Origin of the sequence: Thiohalobacter thiocyanaticus, assembly GCF_002356355.1 — a bacterium.
GTDB lineage: Bacteria > Pseudomonadota > Gammaproteobacteria > Thiohalobacterales > Thiohalobacteraceae > Thiohalobacter > Thiohalobacter thiocyanaticus_A.
Map to the genome: position 1 here is coordinate 897831 of NZ_AP018052.1, position 24325 is coordinate 922155.

Sequence of the window (24325 nt, forward strand, 5' to 3'; positions counted from 1 at the left end):
TGTTCGCCTCATGTTGTCGGGTCGCTCAGCCGCCGGGCCTCCTCCACCGTCAATCGCCGCCAGGGTCGGGGAATCAGCGCCGGGACCCTGCGCCGGTATTCCCGGTAACGCTCGCCGAACTCGTCAATCAGCTTGCGTTCCTCCAGCCGGATCCCCACCAGCAGATAGGCCGTGATGCAGAGCGCGGTGACCAGCAGTGCCGGCGGCATGTCGCGCGTCCACAGGACAACCAGCCCCAGGCTGTACCAGGGGTGGCGCACGTGGCGGTGCAGCGGCGACAGGTGAAAACCGGTGATGTTGGCATGGCCGGTGGCCGCCTTCAGGCCGAGAAAGGCAGCCAGATCATAGGCCCGGGTCGCCCAGGCAAAGCCCGCCAGCGCCAGCAGGGCCAGGCCGTCGGCGAACCAGCCGGCCATGCCCTGCCATGCCCAGAGCGGTTCGCCCCGGTCATACCACAGCACCAGCAGGGCCAGCGGCGGCAGGATCAGCAGGCTGGACTGCAGGGTATAGAACAATCGGTAGCGCCGCTCCAGCAACGGCCAGCGGGTCTCGAACCGACGCCGGACCCGGGCGTCGGCCAGCAGTGAATGCAGCGCCAGGTACAGAAGCCAGACGAAGGTGAGCAGAGCGGCCTGGCTGACGGAGAAGGGGGAGGGAGCCATCGCAGGGTGATCTCGCCCGGGTCAGATATTTATTAAATCAGAATATTCTGATAAACTTGGAATATTTTGTCTCTCCATGCGTCCCTGAAGGGACGTGAACACCTACATCAGACAGTACGAGGTTTCGACCATGGAACACGGCACCACCCTAACCCAGTTCATCATCGAGGAACAGCGCCAGGTCCCGGGCGCGACCGGTGATTTCACCTCTCTGCTCAACGACACCCTGACCGCCTGCAAGAAGATCGCCTGCGCGGTCAACCGCGGCGGCCTGATCGGCATCCTCGGTTCGGCCGACACCGAGAACGTCCAGGGCGAGACGCAGAAGAAGCTGGATGTCATCTCCAACGACGTCATGGTCGACGCCCTGGAATGGACCGGGCACCTGGCCGGCATGGCCTCCGAGGAGATGGATGATCCGCTGCCCATCCCGGCCGAGTACCCGAAGGGCAAGTACCTGATGCTGTTCGATCCGCTGGACGGCTCCAGCAACATCGACGTCAACGTCTCGGTCGGGACCATCTTCTCCATCCTGCGCGCCCCCGAAGGCTGCGACAATCCCACGGTGGAGGATTTCCTGCAGCCCGGCACGCAGCAGGTCTGCGCCGGCTACGCCATCTACGGTCCGGCCACCATGCTGGTGCTGACCACCGGCCACGGCGTCAACGGCTTCACCCTGGACCGCTCCATCGGCGAGTTCATCCTGTCGCATCCGAACATGACCATCCCGGAAGAGACCGGCGAGTTCGCCATCAATATGTCCAACCAGCGGTTCTGGGAGGCTCCGGTCAAGCGCTATGTGGATGAGTGCATCGCCGGCAGCGAAGGTCCGCGCGGACGCGATTTCAACATGCGCTGGATCGCCTCCATGGTGGCAGAGGTGCATCGCATCCTGACCCGCGGCGGTGTGTTCATGTATCCCATCGACGAGAAGATCAAGGCCAAGGGCCAGGACGGCAAGCTGCGCCTGATGTATGAAGCCAATCCCATGGGTTTCATCGTCGAGCAGGCCGGCGGCGCTGCCAGCACCGGCCGCGAGCGCATCATGGAGATCCAGCCGAACGGGCTGCATCAGCGCGTGCCGGTGGTGCTGGGTTCGAAGAACGAGGTCGAGCGGGTGGAGGAATACCATCGTGAGGCCGATGGCAAGCAGGCAGTGGCGTAACAAAAGAGTAGGATGGGTGAAGCGCAGCGCAACCCATCGCGATCTCCAGTGCCGTGATGGGTTGCGGCGCAAGCGCCTCCACCCATCCTACCCGCGGTTTCAGAACTCGATATAGAAGCCGGCGCCGATCTCCAGCAGGTTTTCCAGCCTGGAGATCTCGCCGGCTTTCTTTTTTTCCAGCAGGTAGCGGCCCACCGGCTGGAACAGGGTCTCGCCCGTCTGCGGGCCGGCCGGGGTGAAACGCACGATCAGGGAGCGGAAGTACTCCGACGGCTCGGCGAAGGCCTCATCCAGGGTACGGATGGCCTCTTCGGCATCCATGTCGCTGAGATCGAGCACGGCATCGGCGCTGTGCTTGTCGCCGGCGTAGCGCATGGCTTCGTTGATGTCGAAATGGGGCATGGTTCACTCCTTGCCGGAAATACAGCCACGGAAAACACGGAAAGCACGGACCACGATTATAGCGAAAACACTCTGTGGTGCGGTCCTGCAGGTTGGGTCGGGCAGCCCTGTAGGTCGGGTTAGCCCGATACGGGCATAACCCGACGTTGCCGTCGTGAGTGTCGGGTTACGCTGCGCTAACCCGACCTACGATGTCTGCAATATTATCGTATTGTTCTGTTCCGTGTTTTCCGTGGCCATCAATCATATTCAACATCCTTCCAGCGGCGCAGGGTGATGAAGGTGTCCTGCGCATCGCGCATGGGCCGCCCGGCGTGGCGCTCGGCCATACTGATGACACCGGCGTCGTCGGTGCGCAGAAAGGGATTGGTGGCCAGTTCCAGCGCCAGTTCCGCCGGCACGGTGGGGCGGTCCGCCTCGCGTTCGTGCAACGCCGCGCGTTCGCGCGCCAGCAGTTCGGCGTTGTCGGGTTCGACCCATTTGGCGAAACCGATGTTCTCCAGGGTGTACTCGTGGGCGCAGTAGATGCGGGTCTCGGGCGGCAGCCGCCTGAGCCGCTGCAGTGAGGCATGCAGCTGCTCCACGCTGCCGTCGAATACCCGGCCGCAGCCGCAGGTGAACAGGGTGTCGCCGCAGAACAGGGCGTGATCGGTGTAATAGGCGATATGCCCGGCGGTGTGCCCCGGTACGTCGAAGACCTCGAATTCGGTGTCCAGTGCTTCCACCCGCACCCGGTCGCCGTCGCTCAGCCGCTGCGTGATCTGGGGGATGCGTTCCCCGGCGGGCCCGTAGACGGGCAGGCCCGGGTAGTGCTCGAGCAGGTGGCGGATGCCGCCGACGTGATCGCCGTGATGATGCGTGATCAGCAGGGCCGCCGGCTCCAGTTTCTCACGCTGCAGCGCGGCCAGCACCGGTGCGGCATCGCCGGGGTCGACAATGGCCACCTGCCGCTGTCCCGCCTGGCGGATGAACCAGATATAGTTGTCGCTGAAGGCGGGAACGGGTGTGATCGTGAGCATGTTCAGAATGAGGGTTGAGGGCATCTGGGCGGATGATAACGTCTTTGAACCGGGCAGGGCCACAGGGAGAACGTGATTGAACGCCGGGCCGGCTGACATGCCGTTGCAGCGCTATTACGCCGATCTGGCGCGGCTGGGCTGGCGCGAGGACCCGGCCCAGGCGGCGGCCATGCAGCAGCTGCAGCGGCTGTACGAGGCGCTGCAGCGCGGCCGGCCGCGTCAGGCCTGGCATCAGCGGCTGCTGCGCCGCCCCGTCCAGCCGGTACGGGGGCTGTATCTGTGGGGCGGCACCGGCCGCGGTAAGACCTGGTTGATGGATGTCTTCCATGACTGCCTGCCGTTTGCGGACAAGTCCCGACTGCATTTTCATGCCTTCATGCAGGAAGTGCACAGCCGCCTGCGCCAGCTGCCCAAGACCCCCGATCCCCTGCCGGTGATTGCCCGTGAATGGTCGCGGCGGCTGCGGGTGCTGTGCCTGGACGAGTTTCATGTCAGCGATATCGGTGACGCCATGCTGCTGGGCGGGCTGCTCCAGGCCCTGTTCGCACGCGGCATCACCCTGGTCGCGACCTCCAATCTGGCCCCGGACGAACTCTATCTCGACGGCCTGCAGCGGGACCGCTTCCTGTTCGCCGTGGATCTGCTCAAGCGCCATACCGAAGCGCTGCATCTCAAGGACGGGGCGGATTACCGCTGTGCCCACCTGGACCGTGCCGGGAACTACCACCTGGGGAGCGGGTCGGCAGTCGAGGCCCGCATGCGTGAGCACCTGCGGCAGCTGGCGCCGGAGATGAGCGCCGAGGCGGCGGAACTGGAACTGAATCGGCGTCGGGTGAGGGTGCGGGCGCTGGCCGGGGGGCTGGCCTGGTTCGATTTCGGCGAATTGTGTGAACGTCCCCTGTGGGCGGCGGATTACCTGGAACTGGCACGGCGATTCCACACCCTGCTGCTGTCCGGTGTGCCGGTCATGGACGAGGGCCGGGACGATGCCGCCAAGCGTTTCATGCACCTGATCGACGCCCTGTATGATCGCAACGTCAAGCTGGTGCTCGGTGCCGCTGCAACCCCGACGCAACTCTATACCGGGCGCTATCTGCAGTTCGCCTTCCAGCGCACCGCCAGCCGCCTTACCGAAATGACCGGCCATCGCTATCTGGCCCGTGCCCACCGGCCCTGAAACCGCGCTGAGGGCCTCAAGGCCGGTTTGCGACTGCCCGGTGGATAACGCCTGCTCCGGTCTGGATCAATTTACCGCTGCACAGTGCCCGCGGCCGGAATACCCTTGAGAGCTTAGCGTGCAGACTGCGCACATGCGCCCTCAAGGGTATTCCGGCCGCGGGCACGACCCCGACCCCGTTCAGTCCGCATCTCAATTCGCATCCAGGCCGGGGAGGTGCCAGTGCCGGACGGGCCGGGTTTCCGGGCTTGGCGTGCGAACTGCGCACATGCACCGGCAAACCCGGCCCGTCCGGCACCGGCTCTGGTTGTTGCTGCTGCGTCAGACGCAGCCGGTGGGCTTGGGCAGGCCGCCCCACTTGCAGATCAGCTTCATCGGCCCCTTCTTGAACACGTCATACAGGTGCTTGGTGCTGACGTCGGTGGCCTTGGCGAACTTGCGGATCGGCGGCACCACGCCGTCGGCGTCGTACATGCTGCGGGCTTCCTGGATGTAGCCCATGATCTCGTCCGTCATTTCGTAGCCTTCCGTCGCGGCCAGTTCCCGGGCGACTTCCTCGCTCCAGTCGTCGCGATTGATCAGAAAGCCTTCGTTGTCCAACTGCACATTCATACTGCCTTGCCTCGCTTGTTTTTGCGGTGAGTGTTAAAAGTTGAGTAATTTTATCAGGAATAGCGGCGGACTGTACAACCTTCGGGCGGCAGAAAACCCTGCAGGGAAAACGGGATCCTGTTGCGGCCGCCCGGAGGGCGGCCGGCGGCGAGGGGTCAGGGCAGGAGATCGGCAGCCGCCTGTGTCCAGGCAGCGATGATGGCGCTCAGATCGACATCGGACTGGCTCAGCAGATAACTCAGCCCGGCGCCCGCCAGGGCGCTCACCAGCACCAGGGTCAGGAGCCGGCCGCGGCCGCCGTGCCGGGGGCGGGCGTCGGGCCTGCTGCCGGTCCTGGAGGTGGGGGCAGCGGCCCTGGCGGGAGTCGGGCGGCGTGCGGCGGTGTCGGATCCGGCCGGACGGGCGGCCGGGGATGAATCGGCGGCGATGCTGAAATCGCTGGTACTGGCCTGCCAGCGGGAGCGGCGGGTGCCCAGCATGACGGCCAGTTCGAAATCCCCGGGTGCGGCCGGAGTCTGAGTCTCGGTGTCGGTGTCGGTGTCGGTGTCGGTGTCGGTTTCGGCTTCCGATGCCGGTGCCGGTGCCGGGATGGGTTGGGGCCGCGGCTTGCGCCCGACCGGGTCGCCCGGGGTCCAGACCTGATTGACCTCCGGATGTTTTCCGGCCAGTTCCGAACGCAGTCTGAGCAGTTCACGCTCGACCTTGCGCTGCATGCGCGCGGCCGCGTCGCGGCGCTGTTCGGCGCGTTCCAGGTTGCGGCCCTCGCGAATCTCGGTTTCGGCCAGGCGGCGTACCTGACAGGCGGTGGCGAGCAGCTGTTCCAGTTCGCGCAGACGTGCCAGCCCCTCGCTGCCGGTATCCGCCAGCGGTCGGTTGGCATCCGCCTGGGTCGAGGCCGGTGTCCTTGCCATGTCTGCCTTTGCTTCGCTCATGTGTCGTGTCATGTCTGGCGGTGTTGCCATTGCTGTCAGTATCGTGATTCCCACGCGCTGCGGCGCTGAACCCCGTCACAGCCCGGCAGTCCCGCTGGAATCCGCTGGCCGTCCGGGAACACTGAGGCGCTCGTCAGGATTAGCGCCGGCAGGGCATTAATCTTGAGACCAAGTTGCTGTTTTGGGGTGGAAGTGTGATCCATTTGACGAAATGCCCCGGAATCGCCAGAGTATCCGGCCTGATTCGGGGATTTCCCCGCCACCCATCCGGAGTCGCGATATGGCATCGACGGTTGACGATCTGAGCATCGAGTACGAGGAAGACGGCATCACCCTGGTCAAGCAGCTGGACAAGGTGGTCCTGTCCAAGGGCGCCTGGTCCACGGTGATCTTCCGCTACCAGGACTGGGATCGCCAGAAGGAGCAGTACAGCAAGGACAAGTACACCATCCGCCGTTACCAGAAACGCAACGGCGAGTACTTTCAGAAATCCAAGTTCAACATCTCCAGCCCCGACCAGGCCCGCAGCCTGATCACCGCCCTGCAGGGATGGCTGGAGGACTGAGCCACGCCCAGCCTTCTGGCAGGATATATGCTTCCCTTCCGGGCAGGACGTTATCCTGACGTCCTGCCGAAGCAGAGGGGGCAGACATGCGCAGCTATATCCGCCACCCGTGTGATATACCGATCGAGTTCAGCGAGGATACGGCCCGCTATCCCCGCCGTGAACGGCTGAGCAACATCAGTCAGGGCGGCCTCGCCTTCAGTGCCGCCCGGCCGCAGCGTCGCGGCCAGATACTCCGGCTGCGCATCCCCGATGTGCAGCCCCCGTTCGAGGCCCCGGCGCGGGTCAGCTGGTGCAATCCTGTCGGCGAGGGCTATGAGGTGGGCGTGGAGTTCATCATGCCGGGCGACGAGTTCCGTGCCCGGATGGTGGAGCAGGTGTGCTATATCGAACACTACAAACGCCGGGTGCAGGCACTCGAGGGCCGGGAACTGACCGGTGAGGAGGCGGCGCGGGAATGGATCGCGAAGTACGCTGCGCGGTTTCCCGACCTGGAGGGTGACGAACCCTGAACACTAGTCGTTTTCCGCCAGCCAGTCGCGCCAGGCGGTGAACAGTGCCGGATCGGAGGCCGAGACCACCGAGCGCGGGGCCAGGCGGGGAGCGAATACATCTTCCCCGTCGAGGGTGCGGCAGGTGCCGCCGGCCTCGGTCAGGATCAGGCTGCCGGCGGCCAGATCCCACAGCTTCTGGCCGCCGTGCAGGTACACATGGCCGCGTCCGGCCGCCATCCAGCCCCACTCCAGGGCGCAGGAACCGAAGTTGCGCTGCGAACTGTAGGGCGGCTGCTCCACCAGCCGCCGGCGCAGCGTGGGGGTCAGACGCTTGAAATCCACCATGGCCACGGCCCGTTGCAGTTCGATGCCGCTGGCAGCCGCCTGCAGTTCCCGGTGGTTGAGATAAGCACCCCTGCCTTTCTGCGCACTGAAGCATTCATCGCGCAGCGGATCATAGATGATACCGAGTTCCACCTCGCCGCCGCGGATCAGTGCCAGTGAGATGCCGAAGCAGGGAATGCCGGCGGCGAAGTTGCTGGTGCCGTCCAGCGGGTCCAGGCACCACAGGGGGGTGTCGGTATCGGCCAGCAGCATCTCCTGCTCGGCGGCCGACATCTCTTCGCTGAGAAAGGCGGCCTCGGGATGCAGTTCATGCAACTGTTCGCGCAGCCGGGCGTCGACCGCCAGATCGGCCTCGGTCAGCACGCTGCCGTCGGCCTTGTACTCATGGCCGATGCGCTGGAAGCGGGGGATGAGTTCTTCCTGGCCGACTTGGCGGACCAGGCCGTTCAGTTGATTGAGATCGAGGGTCATGCAGACAGGGTCCTGGTGCCGGGTGTGATCGGGTAGGATGGGTGAAGGCGCGGCGCGCCGCAACCCATCATGAAATCGGGCTGCGCTGGGTTGCGTTGCGCTTCCCCCGCCCTGCGGTCCTGGCGACAGGTGCCTGCATCAGGATGAACAACTCAGCGTAATCGACCGGCTCCAGTCCGGTGGCTCGGCGGCATAGGCCGCGTGTTCCGGCTGCTCGTCGAAGGGACGCCGCAGGATCTGGAGCAGGCGTTCGAGCTCACTGTAGTCGCCCGCCTCGGCCTGTTCGATGGCCTGCTGCGCCAGGTAGTTGCGCAGGATGTACCTGGGATTGACCCGGTTCATTGCCGCCCGGCGCACGGCGTCATCGCTGTTTTCCCGGCGCAGCCGGTCGCGATAGCGTGCGCTCCAGGCGTCGAAGGCCTCGCGGTTGATGAACTGGTCGCGCAGTTCGCGATTGTCGGCGTTGTCGCCACTGTCGAACATCGCCAGCCGGCGGAAACTCAGGGTATGGTCGCGGCCATCGTCCGCCAGCAGGGCAAGGAATTCCTGTGCCAGCTCCAGGTCATGGGTGCCGGCCGTCTGCAGTCCCAGTTTGGCGCGCAGGCCAGCCTCATAATGCGCGGTGAAGATCTCCCGATAGCGTTCGAACTGGGCCGTGGCCAGTTCCGCGGCGGCCTCGGCGTTTTCATCCAGCAGAGGCAGCAGGGCCTGGCCCAGGCAGCTCAGATTCCACAGTCCGATGTCGGGCTGACGGTCGAAGGCGTAACGGCCGGCGTGGTCCGAGTGGTTGCAGACGAAGCCCGGATCATAGGTGTCCATGAAGCCGAAGGGCCCATAGTCCAGGGTCAGGCCGAGGATGGACATGTTGTCGGTGTTCATCACCCCGTGGGCGAAGCCGATCAGCTGCCATTGTGCCAGCAGCCGTGCGGTGCGTTCGACCACCTCCTGATACAGTGCCAGGCAGGGATTGTCGGCCTGCTGCAGCTGCGGGTAGTGATGGGTGATGACGTAGTCGGCCAGCTGCTGCAGTTGCGGGAACTGGTTGCGGTAATAGAAGACCTCGAAGGAGCCGAAACGCACATGGCTCGGGGCGGCGCGCAGCAGCAGGGCACCGCGCTCGATGCGTTCGCGGTAGACCTCCTCATTGGAGCCGGCCATGCACAGGGCGCGAGTGGTGGGTACGCCCAGTGCGTGCATGGCTTCAGAGCACAGGTATTCACGCAGGGTGGAACGCAGCACCGCCCGGCCGTCACCGTTGCGCGAGTAGGGGGTGGGGCCCGCGCCCTTGGACTGCAGTTCCCAGCGTTCGCCGTGGTCGGTGCATATCTCGCCGAGGATGATCGCGCGTCCGTCGCCCAGTTGCGGCACGTAGTGACCGAACTGGTGGCCGGCATAGAGCATGGCCACCGGTTCGCTGCCGGGCAGTCGGTGTTCGCCGTTCAGCCAGGCCAGGAATCCGGGCCGTCCGGCTGCGGCGGGATCCAGGCCGAGTTGCCCGGCCAGGTCGGCATTGAAGCTGATCAGGTGGGGGTCGCTCAGCGGGGTGGGGGCGACCGGCGAGTGAAAGGCCGGTCCCAGGCGGGCATAGCTGTTGGTGAATTCCAGCGTTTCCAGCGGGTGCAGCCTCGCCACGGGTGCGGAGGAAGTGATCATGAGCGGGATTGTGTCCCACCGGAGCGGGCATCGCAACCCGCAGAATTACAAGGATTTCATGTTCCTGCATCAGAGGAAATCAATCTCTGTCCCCTGCCGGGCTTGCATCGAAACGCCATGAAAATGATAATTGTTACCGTTTCCTTTCGGTCATGAGTTTTACAGGGGTAGTCCGAAGATGTCTGTCATGTCGCTTTCACGCTGGATGCTGCCGTTTCTGTGTGCCTTGCTGCTCGCCGGTCCGGCGGTCGCAGCCGAGGTCAATCTTTACTCCGCGCGTCAGGAAAACCTGATCAAGCCGCTGCTGGACCGTTTTACCGAGCAGACCGGCATCGAAGTCAACCTGGTCACAGGCAAGGCGGATGCCCTGCTGCAGCGGCTGAAGAGCGAGGGCCGCAACAGCCCGGCCGACCTGCTGCTGACCACCGATGCCGGCCGCCTGCACCGCGCCCGGGAAGCCGGTGTGCTGGCCCCGGTCGCTTCGGACACCCTGAGCGAGCGCATCCCCGCGCACTACCGGGATCCCGAAGGTTACTGGTTCGGCCTGTCGGTGCGGGCGCGTCCCATTGTCTATGTCACCGACCGGGTCAGGCCCGCTGAACTGTCGACCTACGAGGCGCTGGCCGATCCGAAGTGGAAGGGACGTGTCTGCATCCGCTCCTCCAGCAACATCTACAACCAGTCGCTGGTGGCGTCCATGATCGCCCATGATGGGGTCGAGGCGACCGAGGCCTGGGCCCGGGATTTCGTCGCCAACTTCGCCCGTCCGCCCATCGGCGGCGATCGCGACCAGGTGCTGGCCGCCGCGGCCGGTCAGTGTGATGTCGCCGTGGTCAATACCTATTACCTGGGCGTGATGCTCAATGAGGACGATCCGGAGCAGCGCGAGGCCGCCGGGCGGGTGGCCGTGTTCTGGCCCAACCAGGAGGGGAGCGGGGACGGGCGCGGCACCCACGTCAATGTCAGCGGCATCGCCCTCACCGCTGCGGCCGGCAACCGCGACAATGCGGTGCGTCTGATGGAGTTCCTCACCAGCGATGCCTCCCAGGCCTGGTATGCCCAGGTCAACCATGAGTACCCGGTGCGCGGCTCGGTGCCGGTCAGCGACACCCTGGCGGCCTGGGGCGACTTCAAGGCCGATGATTTGGACCTGCATCTTCTGGGGAAATATAATGCCGAGGCGGTACGGCTGATGGACCGGGCGGGCTGGAAGTAGCGCTGCCCCGGATTATTGCTCGATCCTTTCCCGAGGATCTGTCCAGGCGGGGTGCACGGCACCCCGCCGTTGTTTGCGGGCCACGTATTTGACCAGGGCCTGTTAACACTAATCTAATCGCCTCTGCTGGGGCTGATTTTTCGTCCAGCAAGGCAGAATGAGTGAGGTGTAGTCATTCTACATGAGCGAATGATAACGCCGCTGGGCGGAATATCAGCCCCAGCCCTGCGGGTTGCGCCTGAAACAGCGCCACTCATCGTTGCTCGTACCCACTACACTCGCTGCGCTCGCGGGGCAGGCTCTCGCTTATTTGGAATCACCAAACTGCGCTCCTCGCGCCTTTATGCCCTAAGGGTATCGATTGGCGCTGTTTGAGGCACAACAGAGACGATTAGATTAGTGTTAACAGGCCCTGGCACCACGACCCGGACTGTCCCGGGGGTATCCTCACGCCAGAACTGGTTGAGCAGCGGCTGGCGTGCGGGCGTGCTGCTGGTGGCCCTGATTGTGGCCCTGCCGGTGCTGACGGTATTCAGCTTCGTGTTCGAGCCCGCCGGCGAGGTCTGGCGCCACCTGGCCGCCACCGTACTGCAGGACTATGTGGTCAATTCCCTGCTGCTGATGCTCGGCGTCGGCGCCGGCACCCTGCTGCTGGGCGTGTCCACGGCCTGGGTGACCACCACCTGCGAGTTTCCCGGCCGCAGAATCTTCGAATGGGCATTGCTGCTGCCCATGGCCATCCCGGCCTACATCATCGCCTACACTTATACCGGCCTGCTGGATTTCGCCGGGCCGGTGCAGACCGGGCTGCGCGAACTGACCGGCTGGGGCTACGGCGATTACTGGTTCCCCCAGGTGCGTTCACTGGGCGGTGCCGTGGTGATGCTGTCGCTGGTGCTCTATCCCTATGTCTACCTGCTGACCCGGGCCGCCTTCCTGGAGCAGTCGGTGTGCGTGCTCGAGGTCAGCCGCACGCTCGGGGCCAGCCCCTGGCGCACCTTCAGCCGGGTGGCCCTGCCATTGGCGCGTCCTGCAGTGATCACGGGGCTGTCACTGGCGCTGATGGAGACCCTGGCCGACTACGGCACGGTGCAGTACTTCGGCGTGAACACCTTTACCACCGGCATCTTCCGCACCTGGTTCGGCCTGGGTGATCCCGCTGCCGCGGCCCAGCTCTCGGCCCTGCTGATGAGCTTCGTGTTTGTGCTGATCCTGCTCGAGCGCTGGTCGCGCCGCCAGGCCCGCTACCACCACACCACCAGCCGTTACCGCAGCCTGCCGCGGCACCGGCTGCGGGGCTGGCAGCTTCCGGTCGGGGTGCTGGTGTGCCTGGTGCCGCTGCTGTTCGGTTTCCTGGTGCCGGCCGGGCAGCTGCTGGTCTGGGCGCTGCGTACCGCGCCCGAGACGGTGGGAACGGGGTTCATCCAGCTGACCTGGCACAGCCTGATACTGGCCGGCAGCGCGGCCCTGATCGCCCTGCTGCTGGGCCTGTTCATGGCCTACGGCAAGCGCCTGCACGGCAACTGGCTGGTGCAGGGCGCAGTGCGCCTCGCCGGCATGGGCTATGCCGTGCCCGGTACCGTGATCGCGGTGGGCGTGATGATTCCCTTCGCCGCCTTCGACAATACCCTGGACGGCTGGATGCGGGCGCAGTTCGGGATCTCCACCGGCCTGCTGCTGTCCGGCACCCTGGCCGCGCTGCTGTTCGCCTACACGGTGCGCTTCCTGGCGGTGTCGCTGCAGACGGTCGAGGCCGGACTGGGGAAGATCAAACTCAGCATGGACGATGCCGCCCGCTCCATGGGCTACCCCCCGGGCGAGGTGCTGCGCCGGGTACACATGCCCATCATGCGCGGCAGCCTGCTCACCGCGGTGCTGCTGGTGTTCGTCGACGTGCTCAAGGAACTGCCGGCGACCCTGATCCTGCGCCCCTTCAATTTCAACACGCTCGCGGTGCGGGCCTATGAACTGGCCTCGGACGAACGCCTGGCCGATGCCGCCAGCGCTTCCCTGGCCATCGTGCTGGCCGGTATCATTCCGGTCATTCTGCTCAGCCGCAGCATCGCCCACTCCCGGCCCGGTCATGCCTGAACTGCTCGAAGTCGACAATTGCAGCCTCGCCTACGACGGTATCCCGGTCGTCAAGCAGGTCTCGTTCGGCCTGGAGACGGGCAATATCGGCTGCCTGCTGGGTCCCAGCGGCTGCGGCAAGACCACCCTGCTGCGCGCCATCGCGGGCTTCGAACTGCTGCAGTCCGGCGAGATCCGGCTGCGTGGCCAGGTCGTCAGCCACAGCGGCTGGGCCCTGCCGCCGGAGCAGCGCCGGGTGGGCATGGTGTTCCAGGATTTCGCCCTGTTCCCGCACCTCACCGTGGCCGGCAATATCGCCTTCGGGCTGCGCCATCTGTCCGAACGCGAGCGCCGGACGCGGGTGCGGGAACTGCTGGAACTGGTGGGCATGCCCGGCTATGCCTCGGCCTACCCGCATCAGCTCTCCGGCGGCCAGCAGCAGCGTATCGCCGTGGCTCGCGCCATCGCCCCGCGCCCCGAACTGTTGCTGCTGGACGAGCCCTTCTCCAGCATGGACGCCGAGTTGCGCGAGCAGCTGGCGCGCGAGGTGCGTGCCATCCTCAAGCAGGAGGAAATCACTGCCATCCTGGTCACCCACGATCAATACGAGGCCTTCGCCATGGCCGACGAGATCGGGGTGATCAACCAGGGCCGGCTGATGCAGTGGGACAGCGGCTACAATCTCTACCATCGCCCGGCCAACCGCTTCGTGGCCGACTTCATCGGCCAGGGGGCGATCATCACCGGCGAGGTGCTGAACGACCAGCATGTCAATTCCGAACTGGGCATCATTCCCGGACGCATCCCCGAGGGCTGCGTCCCGGGTTGCAAGGTCGATCTGCTGGTACGCCCCGATGACATCCAGCACGACGACGAAAGCGAGCTGCAGGCGCGGGTGGTGGAAAAGGCCTTCCGCGGCGCTGAATTTCTCTACACGCTGGAGTTGCACAGTGGCACCCGGGTGCTGTGCTTCGCGCCCAGCCATCACGATCATGCCATCGGTGAATCCATCGGTATCCGGATGGAGATCGATCACCTGGTCATGTTCCGACAGGAGCGGCAGACAGCATGAGCGAAGATTCCAAGACTCTCCATTTCGTCAGGAAACGCAACTACCAGAGCGTGGTCAGGGACAAGGTGGTACGGCTGCGCTACGCCGTGTTCGAGCAGGGCTCGGACCAGGCACTGGCCTATGACGACGACCTCTACTATCTGCACGGCGGCTACGGCGGCGCCTTTCCCAGGGTGGAACAGGCGTTGGAAGGCCTGGGCGTGGATGCCAAGATGGAGTTGGAACTGACCGCAGACGAGGCCTATGGCCGGTACGATCCGGACCTGTGCCTGGCCGTGCCGGCCGAGGAGATTCCTGAACAGGCACGCCAGGTCGGGGCGCAGCTGGAGGGCGAGAGCCCGGAAGGCGGCAGCCTGGATTTCACTGTCCGGGCGGTGGAGGGAGACACCGTCACAGTCGACGGCAACCACCCGCTGGCCGGCCGCGATCTGCGCTTCGTGCTGGAGGTGCTGGATATCCGCGACGCCACGCCGGAGGAACTGGAAGCCGGTTATGCCTTCCCGTCCGCTGACGAGGACTAGTCAGCGACGGTGACGGGAACGCAGAGGACGCAAAGACACAGAGGCGCAAAGATTCTGTAGGTTGGGTTAGGTGCATGGCACCGTAACCCAACATGCCGCGGGCTGTCGGGTTACGCTACGCTAACCCGACCTACGTGCCGCGCCTTTGCGCCTTTACGCCTCTGCGTTGAAAGGGTTTTATCTCAATCCCCGCGCGGAGTGAAATCCAGCGACGCGGAGTTGATGCAGTAGCGCAGCCCGGTCGGCGGCGGGCCGTCGGGGAAGACGTGCCCCAGGTGGGCCTGGCAGTGGCCGCAGCGCACCTCGGTGCGCACCATGCCGTGGCTGGTGTCGCTCAGTTCGGCGATGTCGGCGCCCGCGGCGGGCTGCCAGAAGCTGGGCCAGCCGCTGCCCGAATCATACTTGTGCCGGGAGTCGAACAAGGGCGCCTGGCAGCATACGCACAGATAGACGCCGTCGCCCTTATGATCCCAGTATTTGCCGGTAAAAGGCCGCTCTGTCCCGCTGCAGCGGGTCACGCGGTACTGTTCCTCATCCAGCTGCTGCCATTGTTCGCGGTCGCTCATGATCGTGCTCTTGTGTTCGGTGTTAAGTGACGCGGGTCAGGCCGGGTGCAACGGGTAATCCGCGCACACCCTGCCTCGGCGCCGGGCCGTTGATGCTGCCGAGTCTGCAGCCAAGTCCGGCTGATTGCCAGCCCCGCCGGGCGATATCCATACCGGATGCGGTAGAATGGCGGTTTTGAATCGTGACGACATGATCAGAGGTCCCTCCACCATGTCCAGGCCCGTACTTCTGTCCATCATCGAACTGGGTGGCTATCCCAATTTCGCGCCCCTCTACCAGCGCCTGGGCTGTGAGGTGATCGTGGAGGGGACCATGCGCAAGGCGCTGGCTGCGGCGCGCAAACGCCAGCCGCGGGTGATCGTGGCCGAGTTCAATTTCCAGTCCGATTTCCGTGACCGCACCAGCAGTCTGGAGAGCCTGCTGGCGGTGGTGCAGCGACTGCCGGATACGCGGGTGATCGTGTTCTATGAGCAGGAATACGCCCACCAGCTGGCGCGGCTGCAGGCCCGCTTTCCCATCTTCCGCACCCTGGCCTTTCCCATCGACGAGGCGGAGCTGGAGGCAGCGGTCAGCGCGGCACTGGCTTCTGATTGATATTCAAGAGCGCCACGGAATACACGGAAAGCACGGACAAAGAAAAATTATCCCAGCATATGCAGGTCGGGTTAGCCCATAGGGCGTAACCCGACATTGGCATCGAACCTGTCGGGTTACGCTGCGCCAACCCTGCCTACGGGATTCTGAACAAGCAATATGTAATTTTCCGTGCTTTCCGTGTATTCCGTGGCGCTCTTTATTTCTTAAATCCCCGCCGCCGGCTGCGGCCCTGGAACTGCTTGATGTCCTTCATGACCTCGTTGAAGGGGATGGCGTCGATGCTGCCGAAGCGCTGTTCGGCGCGGTTGAGGGTATCGAAGGCGTTCTCCACCTTCCCGGCGCTGGCGCGTTCCGGCTGCACCAGGGTCTGGATGCCGAGCAACCCGCCGACCTGGACCCGGATCTCCTTGTTGTGCGGCAGCGGGCCGCCGATGTGAGTCAGCTGCAGGGCGAAACGGGCGTCCCGGCGCATCCGCTCCAGCAGGGCGATGCAGCGTCGGTTGGCGTCTTCGGACTGGCAGCCCACGCCTTCGCGGTCGGCAAGGTAGAAGCGGTGCATCTGGGTGCAGCCGACATGGCGGGCATTGATGGCCTTCTCGAAGATGCAGCGCCGTTGATTCACGGCGTCGTAGGTGGAGCGGTATTCGTCCTCTTCCATGGTGGAATGCGAGGCCTACTTTTCCCACTCCATCACGATCGGCTTCTCGCGCTTCTCCATCAGCCGTTCTTCGGCCTCGAGCTGGTTGGGCGCGAACATGACCTTGACCAGGATGTCCGTGTCCCGGCCCAGTTCGGCGCGGCGGTTGCGGGCGAACTTCTTGGCCTCCTGGAAGGAGTCGAACTCGGCCTGGTATTCCAGGTTCCTGGCGATACCGGTTGGATCCTGGGTGATGTCATAGATGTAATACGGCATCGTGTCGCCCTCCGGGGGGTTGATCGATTCTGAGGTTGCGGGAAATTCTAACCCAGGCACCGGATGTGCGCATTAACCCCGGTAATCAAGCAGGTATTTGGGGTTTGTCGCTGCCAGCCATCCGTTACAATTGCTGGTAAAGCCATACAGGGGGTGCCTGAACATGCAGAACAAGCCCGATATCAAGACCGCCATCCCTCAGCAACGCTATCAGCTGGGCCAGTTTTCCGTGACTGTTCTGGGGGAGATCGAGACCGGGGACGCCAATGACTACCGCTATATCCTGGCCGTGGTGCATGAGGGCAACCCGGAGCCCGGCCTGTATCTGACCTGCGAACCGGCGCCCCGGGAGGCGCAGGACAAGGGCCGCTGGGCGATGCGCCTGATCCTGCCCGACGGCGCGCAGGTTTTCGCGGCCAACGATGCCTGGGACGATATCGATGCCTTTGCCCGTGACGGTCTGGCCGCAGTGCAGCAGTTGCTGCAGCTGACTGACGAAGAGCCCTTCCGGCTGCTGTAGCCGTCCGCTGCCATGACTCGCCGGGTCGAGCTGCTGCCTTCCGGGAATGTGTTCCAGGCCGAGGCCGGGGAGACCCTGCTGGAGGCCGCGCTGCGCTCCGGGCTCAACCTCAAGTACAACTGCAACAGCGGCAGCTGCGGCGACTGCCAGGCACGGCTGATCTCCGGCGAACTGGGCCGGATGGGGCATCACGACTACGTGTTCAGCCGCGAGGAGAGGGCCAACAACCACTTCCTCATGTGTCGCGCCCATGCCGCCAGCGATCTGGTCCTCGAGGCCGTGGAGGCGCGCAGCGCCGAGGATATCCCGCATCATCGCATCACGACCACGGTGGCACGGCTCAATCCCTTGTCGGATACCGTGATGGAACTGCAGCTGCGCACGCCGCGCACCCAGACACTGTGGTTCCTGGCCGGTCAGTACGTGACGCTCAGCGGCGAGGGCCTGCCGACCCGCAACAAGTCCATTGCCAGCTGCCCCTGCAACGGCATGCTGCTGCAATTCCATGTCCAGCAGGTGGAGGGGGATCCCTTTGCCGAGTACGTCTTCAACCGGATGAAGCCGCGCGACAAGGTCGAGGTGGAGGGCCCCTATGGACGCTTCACCCTGGACGAGGACTCGGGCCGGCCGTGCCTGTTCCTGGCCTGCGAGACCGGCTTTGCGCCGGTCAAGAGCCTGATCGAGCATGCCATCTCGCTGGAGTTCGATCAGCCGTTGCGCCTGTACTGGGCGGTGTCGCGGCCGGAGGATCTGTATCTGGCCAACTACTGCCGTTCCTGGCAGGACGGCCTGGACGACTTCCGCTTCATTCCGGTGGTGGGGCAGGGCGACAACCCGGACTGGACGTCGCCGCAGGTGCCGGATCTGGCCGATGTCCCGGGGCTGTCTCCGCGGGCCCGCCGCCTGCTGCACGCGGGCCTGCGCATCACGACCGACTATCCGGATCTGTCCGGCTTCGATGTCTATGTCAACGGCCCCGACGCGGACCTGGTGGCGCTGATCGAGCTGCTGGTCCGCCACGGCCTGCCGCCGGAGCGGCTGTTCGTCGATCGCATCGCGCATATTGATTAGGCAAAAATCAAGAGCGCCACGGAATACACGGAAAACACGGAAATTTCATAATGCATGCCGAGGCGCTTTGCGCCCGGCATGAAATATTATCGATAGCATGTAGGTCGGGTTAGCCCGAAGGGCGTAACCCGACATGGCCAGGCCAACGATTAGTGTCGGGTTACGCTACGCTAACCCGACCTACTTTTGGATTGGATTTATCTCGTCCGTGTATTCCGTGGCGCTCTTGAATTTTTCTGTCAGCCGGCATCGTCAGCCAGGCCGATGGTCTCGATGCGGTGGCCGCGCAGGCGGATGAAGCCGGTCTGGCGGGTGGCGCCGTCGCGGCTGTATTCGAAGCGGTAGGTGCGGGCCAGGGTGGCATGCCCGCGCGGGGCCCGGGTCAGGCCCAGGCGGCTCAGGGTGACGGTGGCATCCAGCAGCTGCAGGCCCTGCTGGTGGCAGGTGTCGCGGGCGCCGGCGGCGGCCAGGTCGCGGGCCTTCATACTGTCGAGCCAGAACAGAACCAACGCAGCCAGCAGGATGAGCAGCAGCGGGGTCACGCGTCCAGGTCGGGAATCAGCGCGCTTTCCAGGCGGTGGATCATGTCCTTGAGCAGCAGCTTGCGTTTCTTCATCCGCTGCAGGGTGAGCTGGTTCATGGCCGGGTCCTGGTTCAGACGCAGCAGCGCCTCGTCCAGGTCCCGGTGCTCCAGCCGCAGGGCCTCCAGGCGCTGACGCAGATTGTGCTGTTCGGTTTGATCCATGACCGGCCCGGTTCCTCGGCAACCGCCTGAAAGATTACAAAAAAAGAGGTTTTTACCGCACGCAGCAGCGGTGAAAATGCTACACTGATGCGATTGCGCCGCACGCGGCCCGGCTATTGTCGATCCAAGCCCCGTCAATCTCAAGTACCAGTACTCTTTCCATGCACAGCGCCCCCGACATCTTTGCCTACCGGCCCTACTGGGCCAAACGCCTCGGCCCGGCGCCGGTGCTGCCCATGTCGCGCGCCGAAATGGATGCCCTGGGCTGGGATGCCTGCGACATCATCCTGATCACGGGCGACGCCTATGTCGATCACCCCAGTTTCGGCATGGCGGTGATCGGCCGGGTGCTGGAGGCGCAGGGCTTCCGGGTGGGGATCATCGCCCAGCCGGACTGGACCGGCACGGCGGACTTCACCCGCCTGGGACGGCCGACGCTGTTCTTCGGCGTGACCGGCGGCAACATGGATTCCATGGTCAACCGCTATACCGCCGATCGCAAGGTGCGCAGCAACGACGCCTATACGCCCGATGGCGCCGGCGGCCTGCGCCCGGATCGCGCCGTGCTGGTCTACGCCCAGCGCTGCCGCGAGGCCTGGAAGGACGTGCCGCTGGTCATCGGCGGCATCGAGGCCAGCCTGCGCCGCATCGCCCATTTCGACTACTGGTCGGAGAAGATCCGCCGCTCCATTCTGTTCGACGCCAAGGCCGATCTGCTGGTCTACGGCAACGGCGAGCGCCAGATCGTGGAGATCGCCCATCGGCTGGCGGGCGGTGAATCGGTGCGCGAACTGCGTGATATCCGCGGCACCGGCTATGTGTGCAAGCGCCTGCCGGAGGGCTGGGACGTACTGGATTCCTCCCATGTCGACACCCCTGGGCGGGTGGATACGCATGAGGACCCCTACGCCGAGGCGCCGGCCTGCGACAAGCGGGAGCCCGCGGCCGCCGCCGATCCCACTGCGAAGGTGGTGCAGTTCCACCCGCGGCATAAACGCCCGACCGGTGGCCGGACCTGCATCCGTCTGCCGTCCTACGAGGCGGTCAAGGACGACAGGGTGCTCTATGCCCACGCCTCGCGCGTGCTGCACCAGGAGACCAATCCCGGCAATGCCCGGCCGCTGGTGCAGCGCCACGGTGAGCGTGAGTTGTGGCTGAATCCACCGCCGATTCCGCTGACCACGCCGGAACTGGATGCGGTATTCGAACTGCCCTATACCCGGTTGCCGCATCCGGCCTACGGCGGGGCGAACATCCCGGCCTACGAGATGATCCGCTTCTCGGTCAATATCATGCGCGGCTGCTTCGGCGGCTGCACCTTCTGCTCCATCACCGAGCACGAAGGCCGCATCATCCAGAACCGCTCGGAAGACTCCATCATCCGCGAATTGGAGACCATCCGCGATTCCGTGCCCGGGTTCACCGGCGCGATCTCCGATCTGGGCGGGCCGACCGCCAATATGTACCGCCTGGCCTGCAAGGACGAGGCGACCGAGGCGGCCTGCCGGCGGCTGTCCTGCGTGTATCCGAAGATCTGCAGGAACCTCAACACCAATCACGATCCCCTGATCCGCCTGTACCGGCGGGCGCGGGCGCTGCCGGGCATCAAGCGCATCTCCATCGCCTCGGGCCTGCGCTACGACCTGGCGGTGGAATCGCCTGAATACATAAAGGAACTGGTGACCCACCATGTCGGCGGCTATCTCAAGATCGCCCCTGAGCACACCGAGGACGGGCCGCTGACGAAGATGATGAAGCCGGGCATGGGCAGCTATTACCGGTTCAAGAAGCTGTTCGAGCGCTACTCGAAGGCCGCCGGCAAGGAGCAGTACCTGATCCCCTACTTCATTGCCGCGCATCCCGGCACCACCGATGAGGACATGCTCAATCTGGCGCTGTGGCTGAAACAGAACGGCTTCCGTGCCGACCAGGTGCAGACCTTCCTGCCTTCGCCCATGGCCACCGCCACGGCCATGTACTACAGCGGGAAGAACCCGCTGCACCGGGTGCGGCATGACAGTGAAACCGTGAGCATTCCGAAGGGGCTGAAGGTGCGGCGGCTGCACAAGGCCTTCCTGCGCTACCATGACCCTGACAACTGGCCGCTGCTGCGCGATGCGCTCAAGCGCATGGGCCGGGAGGATCTGATCGGCAACGGCAAACGTCACCTGGTACCGCGCTGGCAGCCGGCGGGGACCGGGCAGCCGGCGAAGGGAGGCCGGGCCGCGGGCAAGGGCAGGCCGTTCCTGACCCAGCACACCGGGTTGCCGCCGCAGGCGGAAGTGCGTGGTCAGGGAGACAGGAAACCGGCGGGGCGCCGGCGGCGCCCCGGCAAGGGGGCATAAACTCCCGGCTTCAGTGTACGGGAGCGTCCGCGCCCTGCGTCTGCCCGGCCAGACGCGCATCCACCTCCTGCTCCGCCGTAAGCCAGTCGTGCAGCGGGTCCGCCGGGGCAAAGCCGCGGGATTCGGCCCGCAGATAGGCCGCCTCGGCGATCATCTCATGACGGCGTTCCGGTGTGATCTGGGCGCGTGCAGCTTTTTTCCCGGATCCGGAAGCGCTCGCCCGTTTGGCAGGTGAACCGGCGGTTTTTGCCGGGCTGGCAGGGGTCTTGCGGCGGCTGGTGCTCTTGCTGGCGCTCGTCATCTGTGTCTTCGCTCCATGAACTGTGAGGCATGCATGATTGTTTCTGGGGCGGACCCCATTGAATTCGAGTTTAGTCCAGCCCCGATCCGCTGCAACAACAAACGCCTCCCCGAAGGGAGGCGTTGCGGTTTGCTCGCACCGGCCGCTGCCGGCCGGTTCTGCAGTGGTGCCGGGGGACTCAGGCCGCCTCGGTTTCTCTGCCTTCCATCTCGGCCTGGCGGTCGTAGATGCTCTGGGTCTCGAATGGCCAGCTGCGGATGCCGCCGTCCAGTGACAGCACATCGAACTGGTTCTGGGCCAGGATCAGCGCGGCGACGGCGCTGCGGCTGCCGCCATGGCAATAGACGATGTACTGCTTGTTCCGGTCCAGTTCCTCCATCCGGTTGCGCAGTTCGAACAGCGGGACCAGGCGCGCGCCCGGAATGTGGTGGTCGTCGAACTCCTCCGGATAACGCACATCGATCAGTTCGTGGCCGGTCTCGGCCATGGTACGCGCCACGCTGGGGTTGACCGTCTTGATCAGCGGGTTGCTGATCAGTTCCTCGAAGGCGGCCTTGTCCAGCACCAGGACCTCGCCGTCCTCGGTCATCAGCACCGATTCATTGCGGGTGCTGCCGGAGATCAAAGCCTCGCAGCCGAAGGCGTCGCCCTCGCCGATATCGGCGATCTTGTGCGGCGCATCGTCATAGATGCCGCGCTGATAGACCTCGGCCCGGCCGTTGAGGATGATGTAGTAGGCATCACCCGCCTCGCCCTGCTGGATGACGTATTCGCCGGCCTTGACGACCTGGGTCTGCATCTTCTGGAACGCCAGTTCCACGGTTTCCAGCGGCAGGCGCCGGAATACCAGGGAGTTGCGCACCTTCTCCAGCAGCCTGGCGGTCTCGGCGCCGGAGTCCTCCATCATGTGCACGACCTCATCCCAGGAGATGAGGTTGTCCAGCATCTCGCGGTCGGCATGACAGATGATGCTGTCCTGGCGTGCCACCAGGGTGCAGGTCGCCGGGGCGGCCGGCAGCACCACGGGGCGCTTGCGGGTGTCGTCGGGGCCGGCCAGCGAGGTGATGGTGCCGCTGCAGATGACCTCCAGCCGGCCCTCGACCACGAACAGGTAGTCATGATCCTGGCCGCCGGCGATCTGGAAGATCTCACCCTCGCGCAGTTCGATGAAACGCACAATGTTGACGACCTCGCGCAGGCGTTCCTCGGACAGCAGGTTAAAGGGCTGATAGTGCCGCGACAGACGGTCGAGCACATGCTCCATCTTGATACTGAACATGGGTGGGGGCCTCCCTTGGTGTTGTTCTTCCCCTGTTGGCAAGGGGTGTGAACAGGATAACGGCGCCGGGCGGGCTGACTTGAGTCCGGGCGCGGCGGGAGGAGGCACAAAAAACCCCGCAGTTGCGGGGTTTTGCCGGGGGCGGGATCAGCTGGTTCAGGCGTGAGTGGAGGAGCCCGAACTGTCCCAGGCGAAGGCGCAGTCCAGGTGGGTGCGTACCCGCACCATGCCGCTGAGGCCGTCCTCGATCATGCAGCTGAGGGGGGTGCGCCGGCGCAGGTGCTTGTTGCGGCGGTGCATCCAGATCGGGGCCATCTGGGGATTGGCCGGAAAGGTGGTGCGCAGGGCGTCGGCGATGCCCAGGATGTGCTCGACCGATTCGTTGACCCGGGGCTCGTCCGGGAGGGCCTCGTTCATGTCGCGGAAACGGTTGATCCTGCGTGCGGGCGTGCCGTCCGGCAGGCACAGTATCCTGACCTGGTCGGAGTTCTGGGCGCCCCAGCTGTCCAGCATCCGGATCACGGCGCGGGTCAGGGCTACGCGTTCTTCATTGGTGAGGTCCATGGTCAACTCCTGGTCTCCCGGATCGCGGGGAGACGATGGCTGTATTGAATTCAGTGGTCGCCGCTGCCGGGCTTGTCGCCGCGCAGGCTGGTGACATTCAGCGGCACCACAACCTCGCGCTTGGGCTCGTCGATGAAGCGCGGGCGCATGTTCATGGGACGGCCGAATTCCTCGGCCAGTTCCTGCTCGCGGGCGGCGATGAGGGCCAGACAGTCGCGAATGCCTTCGATGGTGTTTTCGGACAGCGGATGCCGGAAGCCGGGTTTGGCATGGGTGTCCTTGGCGACATCGGTGAGCACACGCTTCATCATGCGCAGGATGCGCTCTTCCTTGCTCAGTTCGGGTTCTTCGGAAGCCATATCACTACCTGCAGTGTCCGGCGGCACGCCGATTGACGTACCTGATCAATTTGGTCGGTCATTGTGCCACATGACCGGGCCGGTTTCATCCGCCGGCTGCTGGTCGGCCTGGGTATAGAAGCTGGACCAGGGGGAATCCGTAATTTTTTCAATCGCCTGAATAAACCCTTCGGTAGGTGCGGCCTCTCCCGGATGGATGCCCCAGACCTCCAGAAACAGGTTGGCATATCCGGCGTGTCCCTGCCAGTTCCAGTCCGTGATCGCGGCCTCGTGCCCGCAGTGCGCACAGGTCCGGTCCGTCCCGGGCCCGGTCAGGAGCTCGGCTGCCGCCACGGACTTGCGGCAGGCCGGGCAGCGCACCCTGGCGCGCGGATTGGCGCGAAAGCGCGCCCGGGGCAGGAGGCGGGTGAGATGGAGATGACAGAACCGGCCCTGTCGTGCCGCGGTGTTGCGTGCCGCGGTATCGGCGGGGGGCTCGGTCTCGATATAGGGGGAGCAGCCGAGAAACACCAGTTGGTCAAGAAACTGCGCGCCGGTAGTGAAATGCTCGCGCCCGTCGAGTTCGAATGCCTGACCCAGGAAGCCGCACCCGTGCAGATGGGAAAGCAACGCTGCACGCTGCGCCGCGCTGATATCGTCGCGCTGCGGGAACAGGATGAGTTGATAGGCGGACAGGGACATGGCGTTG

The 24325-nt window shown here is 64.8% G+C and carries 29 protein-coding genes; 12 read left to right on the top strand and 17 right to left on the bottom strand.

All coding sequences use genetic code 11. The features are described 5' to 3' along the window. Positions 1-8: 8 nt before the first annotated feature. On the bottom strand, positions 9-662 hold the full coding sequence (locus tag CFK21_RS04150; RefSeq protein WP_096365047.1) for a hypothetical protein: 654 nt from the start codon (positions 660-662) through the stop codon (positions 9-11). A 130-nt stretch (positions 663-792) separates the two neighbouring features. On the opposite strand from CFK21_RS04150, the gene CFK21_RS04155 reads away from it, so the two are divergent. Further along, positions 793-1827: a class 1 fructose-bisphosphatase gene (locus CFK21_RS04155; protein WP_096367484.1), complete on the top strand. Its 1035-nt coding sequence runs from the start codon at positions 793-795 to the stop codon at positions 1825-1827. Between the two features lie 99 nt (positions 1828-1926). On the opposite strand, the gene CFK21_RS04160 is transcribed toward CFK21_RS04155, so the two are convergent. Both CFK21_RS04160 and gloB read right to left on the bottom strand, forming a co-directional pair. Continuing rightward, entirely contained in the window at positions 1927-2229 is a 303-nt protein-coding gene (locus CFK21_RS04160) for a hypothetical protein (protein WP_096365049.1), read from the bottom strand. Positions 2230-2468: 239 nt separating this feature from the next. Beyond that, a complete protein-coding gene (gloB, locus tag CFK21_RS04165; protein ID WP_096365050.1) occupies positions 2469-3248 on the bottom strand; it encodes a hydroxyacylglutathione hydrolase in 780 nt (259 codons plus the stop codon). Positions 3249-3324: 76 nt separating this feature from the next. Here gloB and zapE point away from each other — a divergent pair, with 76 nt between their 5' ends. Beyond that, positions 3325-4425 carry a cell division protein ZapE gene (gene zapE / locus CFK21_RS04170; protein WP_231971560.1) on the top strand — a complete coding sequence of 367 codons (1101 nt, stop codon included), beginning with the start codon at positions 3325-3327 and terminating at the stop codon, positions 4423-4425. Between the two features lie 321 nt (positions 4426-4746). Here the strand turns inward: zapE and CFK21_RS04175 are convergent, their stop codons facing one another. Continuing rightward, positions 4747-5037, bottom strand: a complete 291-nt coding sequence (locus CFK21_RS04175; RefSeq protein ID WP_096365054.1) for a TusE/DsrC/DsvC family sulfur relay protein — start codon at positions 5035-5037, stop codon at positions 4747-4749. A 155-nt stretch (positions 5038-5192) separates the two neighbouring features. Next, positions 5193-5969: a hypothetical protein gene (locus tag CFK21_RS04180; RefSeq protein ID WP_157745349.1), complete on the bottom strand. Its 777-nt coding sequence runs from the start codon at positions 5967-5969 to the stop codon at positions 5193-5195. Positions 5970-6249: 280 nt separating this feature from the next. Between CFK21_RS04180 and CFK21_RS04185 the strand changes: the two genes are divergently transcribed. Both CFK21_RS04185 and CFK21_RS04190 read left to right on the top strand, forming a co-directional pair. Further along, entirely contained in the window at positions 6250-6534 is a 285-nt protein-coding gene (locus CFK21_RS04185; RefSeq protein WP_096365058.1) for a hypothetical protein, read from the top strand. A gap of 86 nt (positions 6535-6620) precedes the next feature. Further along, a complete protein-coding gene (locus tag CFK21_RS04190; protein ID WP_096365060.1) occupies positions 6621-7046 on the top strand; it encodes a PilZ domain-containing protein in 426 nt (141 codons plus the stop codon). A 3-nt stretch (positions 7047-7049) separates the two neighbouring features. Here CFK21_RS04190 and CFK21_RS04195 read toward each other — a convergent pair whose 3' ends face one another. Together CFK21_RS04195 and CFK21_RS04200 are read right to left on the bottom strand one after the other, a co-directional pair. After that, the gene (locus CFK21_RS04195; protein ID WP_096365062.1) at positions 7050-7844 is read right to left on the bottom strand and encodes an inositol monophosphatase family protein; all 795 of its coding nucleotides are present in this window, start codon (positions 7842-7844) and stop codon (positions 7050-7052) included. A 138-nt stretch (positions 7845-7982) separates the two neighbouring features. After that, the gene (locus CFK21_RS04200) at positions 7983-9497 is read right to left on the bottom strand and encodes a protein adenylyltransferase SelO (RefSeq protein ID WP_197702994.1); all 1515 of its coding nucleotides are present in this window, start codon (positions 9495-9497) and stop codon (positions 7983-7985) included. A 178-nt stretch (positions 9498-9675) separates the two neighbouring features. Here CFK21_RS04200 and CFK21_RS04205 point away from each other — a divergent pair, with 178 nt between their 5' ends. The 4 genes from CFK21_RS04205 to CFK21_RS04220 all read left to right on the top strand — a co-directional run bounded on the left by CFK21_RS04205 (position 9676) and on the right by CFK21_RS04220 (position 14376). Further along, entirely contained in the window at positions 9676-10713 is a 1038-nt protein-coding gene (locus tag CFK21_RS04205; protein WP_096365064.1) for a Fe(3+) ABC transporter substrate-binding protein, read from the top strand. 462 nt (positions 10714-11175) lie between these two features. After that, entirely contained in the window at positions 11176-12804 is a 1629-nt protein-coding gene (locus tag CFK21_RS04210; RefSeq protein WP_096365066.1) for an ABC transporter permease, read from the top strand. Further along, positions 12797-13855 carry an ABC transporter ATP-binding protein gene (locus CFK21_RS04215; protein WP_096365068.1) on the top strand — a complete coding sequence of 353 codons (1059 nt, stop codon included), beginning with the start codon at positions 12797-12799 and terminating at the stop codon, positions 13853-13855. Before CFK21_RS04210 ends, CFK21_RS04215 begins: the two co-directional genes overlap by 8 nt. Beyond that, entirely contained in the window at positions 13852-14376 is a 525-nt protein-coding gene (locus CFK21_RS04220; protein ID WP_096365070.1) for an FKBP-type peptidyl-prolyl cis-trans isomerase, read from the top strand. Before CFK21_RS04215 ends, CFK21_RS04220 begins: the two co-directional genes overlap by 4 nt. 182 nt (positions 14377-14558) lie before the next feature. On the opposite strand, the gene msrB is transcribed toward CFK21_RS04220, so the two are convergent. After that, positions 14559-14942, bottom strand: coding sequence for a peptide-methionine (R)-S-oxide reductase MsrB (msrB, locus tag CFK21_RS04225; protein ID WP_096365072.1), 384 nt, complete (start codon positions 14940-14942; stop codon positions 14559-14561). A gap of 211 nt (positions 14943-15153) precedes the next feature. Here msrB and CFK21_RS04230 point away from each other — a divergent pair, with 211 nt between their 5' ends. Next, positions 15154-15537, top strand: coding sequence for a hypothetical protein (locus CFK21_RS04230; RefSeq protein WP_096365074.1), 384 nt, complete (start codon positions 15154-15156; stop codon positions 15535-15537). Between the two features lie 199 nt (positions 15538-15736). On the opposite strand, the gene CFK21_RS04235 is transcribed toward CFK21_RS04230, so the two are convergent. Both CFK21_RS04235 and CFK21_RS04240 read right to left on the bottom strand, forming a co-directional pair. Further along, positions 15737-16198 carry a hypothetical protein gene (locus CFK21_RS04235; protein ID WP_096365076.1) on the bottom strand — a complete coding sequence of 154 codons (462 nt, stop codon included), beginning with the start codon at positions 16196-16198 and terminating at the stop codon, positions 15737-15739. Between the two features lie 15 nt (positions 16199-16213). Beyond that, positions 16214-16453 (bottom strand): hypothetical protein, encoded by a 240-nt coding sequence (locus CFK21_RS04240; RefSeq protein ID WP_096365078.1) that lies wholly within the window; start codon positions 16451-16453, stop codon positions 16214-16216. A 163-nt stretch (positions 16454-16616) separates the two neighbouring features. Here CFK21_RS04240 and CFK21_RS04245 point away from each other — a divergent pair, with 163 nt between their 5' ends. Together CFK21_RS04245 and CFK21_RS04250 are read left to right on the top strand one after the other, a co-directional pair. Next, the gene (locus CFK21_RS04245; protein ID WP_096365080.1) at positions 16617-16973 is read left to right on the top strand and encodes a hypothetical protein; all 357 of its coding nucleotides are present in this window, start codon (positions 16617-16619) and stop codon (positions 16971-16973) included. A 12-nt stretch (positions 16974-16985) separates the two neighbouring features. Continuing rightward, positions 16986-18044 (top strand): 2Fe-2S iron-sulfur cluster-binding protein, encoded by a 1059-nt coding sequence (locus CFK21_RS04250; RefSeq protein ID WP_096365083.1) that lies wholly within the window; start codon positions 16986-16988, stop codon positions 18042-18044. A gap of 239 nt (positions 18045-18283) precedes the next feature. Here CFK21_RS04250 and CFK21_RS04255 read toward each other — a convergent pair whose 3' ends face one another. Together CFK21_RS04255 and CFK21_RS04260 are read right to left on the bottom strand one after the other, a co-directional pair. Further along, entirely contained in the window at positions 18284-18586 is a 303-nt protein-coding gene (locus CFK21_RS04255; RefSeq protein ID WP_096365085.1) for a DUF3301 domain-containing protein, read from the bottom strand. Further along, a complete protein-coding gene (locus tag CFK21_RS04260; RefSeq protein ID WP_096365087.1) occupies positions 18583-18789 on the bottom strand; it encodes a YdcH family protein in 207 nt (68 codons plus the stop codon). Before CFK21_RS04260 ends, CFK21_RS04255 begins: the two co-directional genes overlap by 4 nt. A gap of 161 nt (positions 18790-18950) precedes the next feature. On the opposite strand from CFK21_RS04260, the gene CFK21_RS04265 reads away from it, so the two are divergent. Beyond that, a complete protein-coding gene (locus tag CFK21_RS04265; RefSeq protein ID WP_096365089.1) occupies positions 18951-21134 on the top strand; it encodes a YgiQ family radical SAM protein in 2184 nt (727 codons plus the stop codon). Between the two features lie 10 nt (positions 21135-21144). Here CFK21_RS04265 and CFK21_RS04270 read toward each other — a convergent pair whose 3' ends face one another. The 5 genes from CFK21_RS04270 to CFK21_RS04290 all read right to left on the bottom strand — a co-directional run bounded on the left by CFK21_RS04270 (position 21145) and on the right by CFK21_RS04290 (position 24318). Next, the gene (locus tag CFK21_RS04270) at positions 21145-21435 is read right to left on the bottom strand and encodes a DUF2934 domain-containing protein (RefSeq protein WP_096365091.1); all 291 of its coding nucleotides are present in this window, start codon (positions 21433-21435) and stop codon (positions 21145-21147) included. A 178-nt stretch (positions 21436-21613) separates the two neighbouring features. Continuing rightward, a complete protein-coding gene (locus CFK21_RS04275; protein WP_096365093.1) occupies positions 21614-22714 on the bottom strand; it encodes a cyclic nucleotide-binding domain-containing protein in 1101 nt (366 codons plus the stop codon). Positions 22715-22870: 156 nt separating this feature from the next. Continuing rightward, on the bottom strand, positions 22871-23278 hold the full coding sequence (locus CFK21_RS04280; RefSeq protein ID WP_096365095.1) for an antitoxin Xre/MbcA/ParS toxin-binding domain-containing protein: 408 nt from the start codon (positions 23276-23278) through the stop codon (positions 22871-22873). Between the two features lie 50 nt (positions 23279-23328). Then, positions 23329-23637 (bottom strand): segregation and condensation protein A, encoded by a 309-nt coding sequence (locus CFK21_RS04285; protein ID WP_096365097.1) that lies wholly within the window; start codon positions 23635-23637, stop codon positions 23329-23331. A 45-nt stretch (positions 23638-23682) separates the two neighbouring features. After that, positions 23683-24318, bottom strand: a complete 636-nt coding sequence (locus tag CFK21_RS04290; RefSeq protein WP_096365099.1) for a hypothetical protein — start codon at positions 24316-24318, stop codon at positions 23683-23685. Positions 24319-24325: the final 7 nt, after the last annotated feature.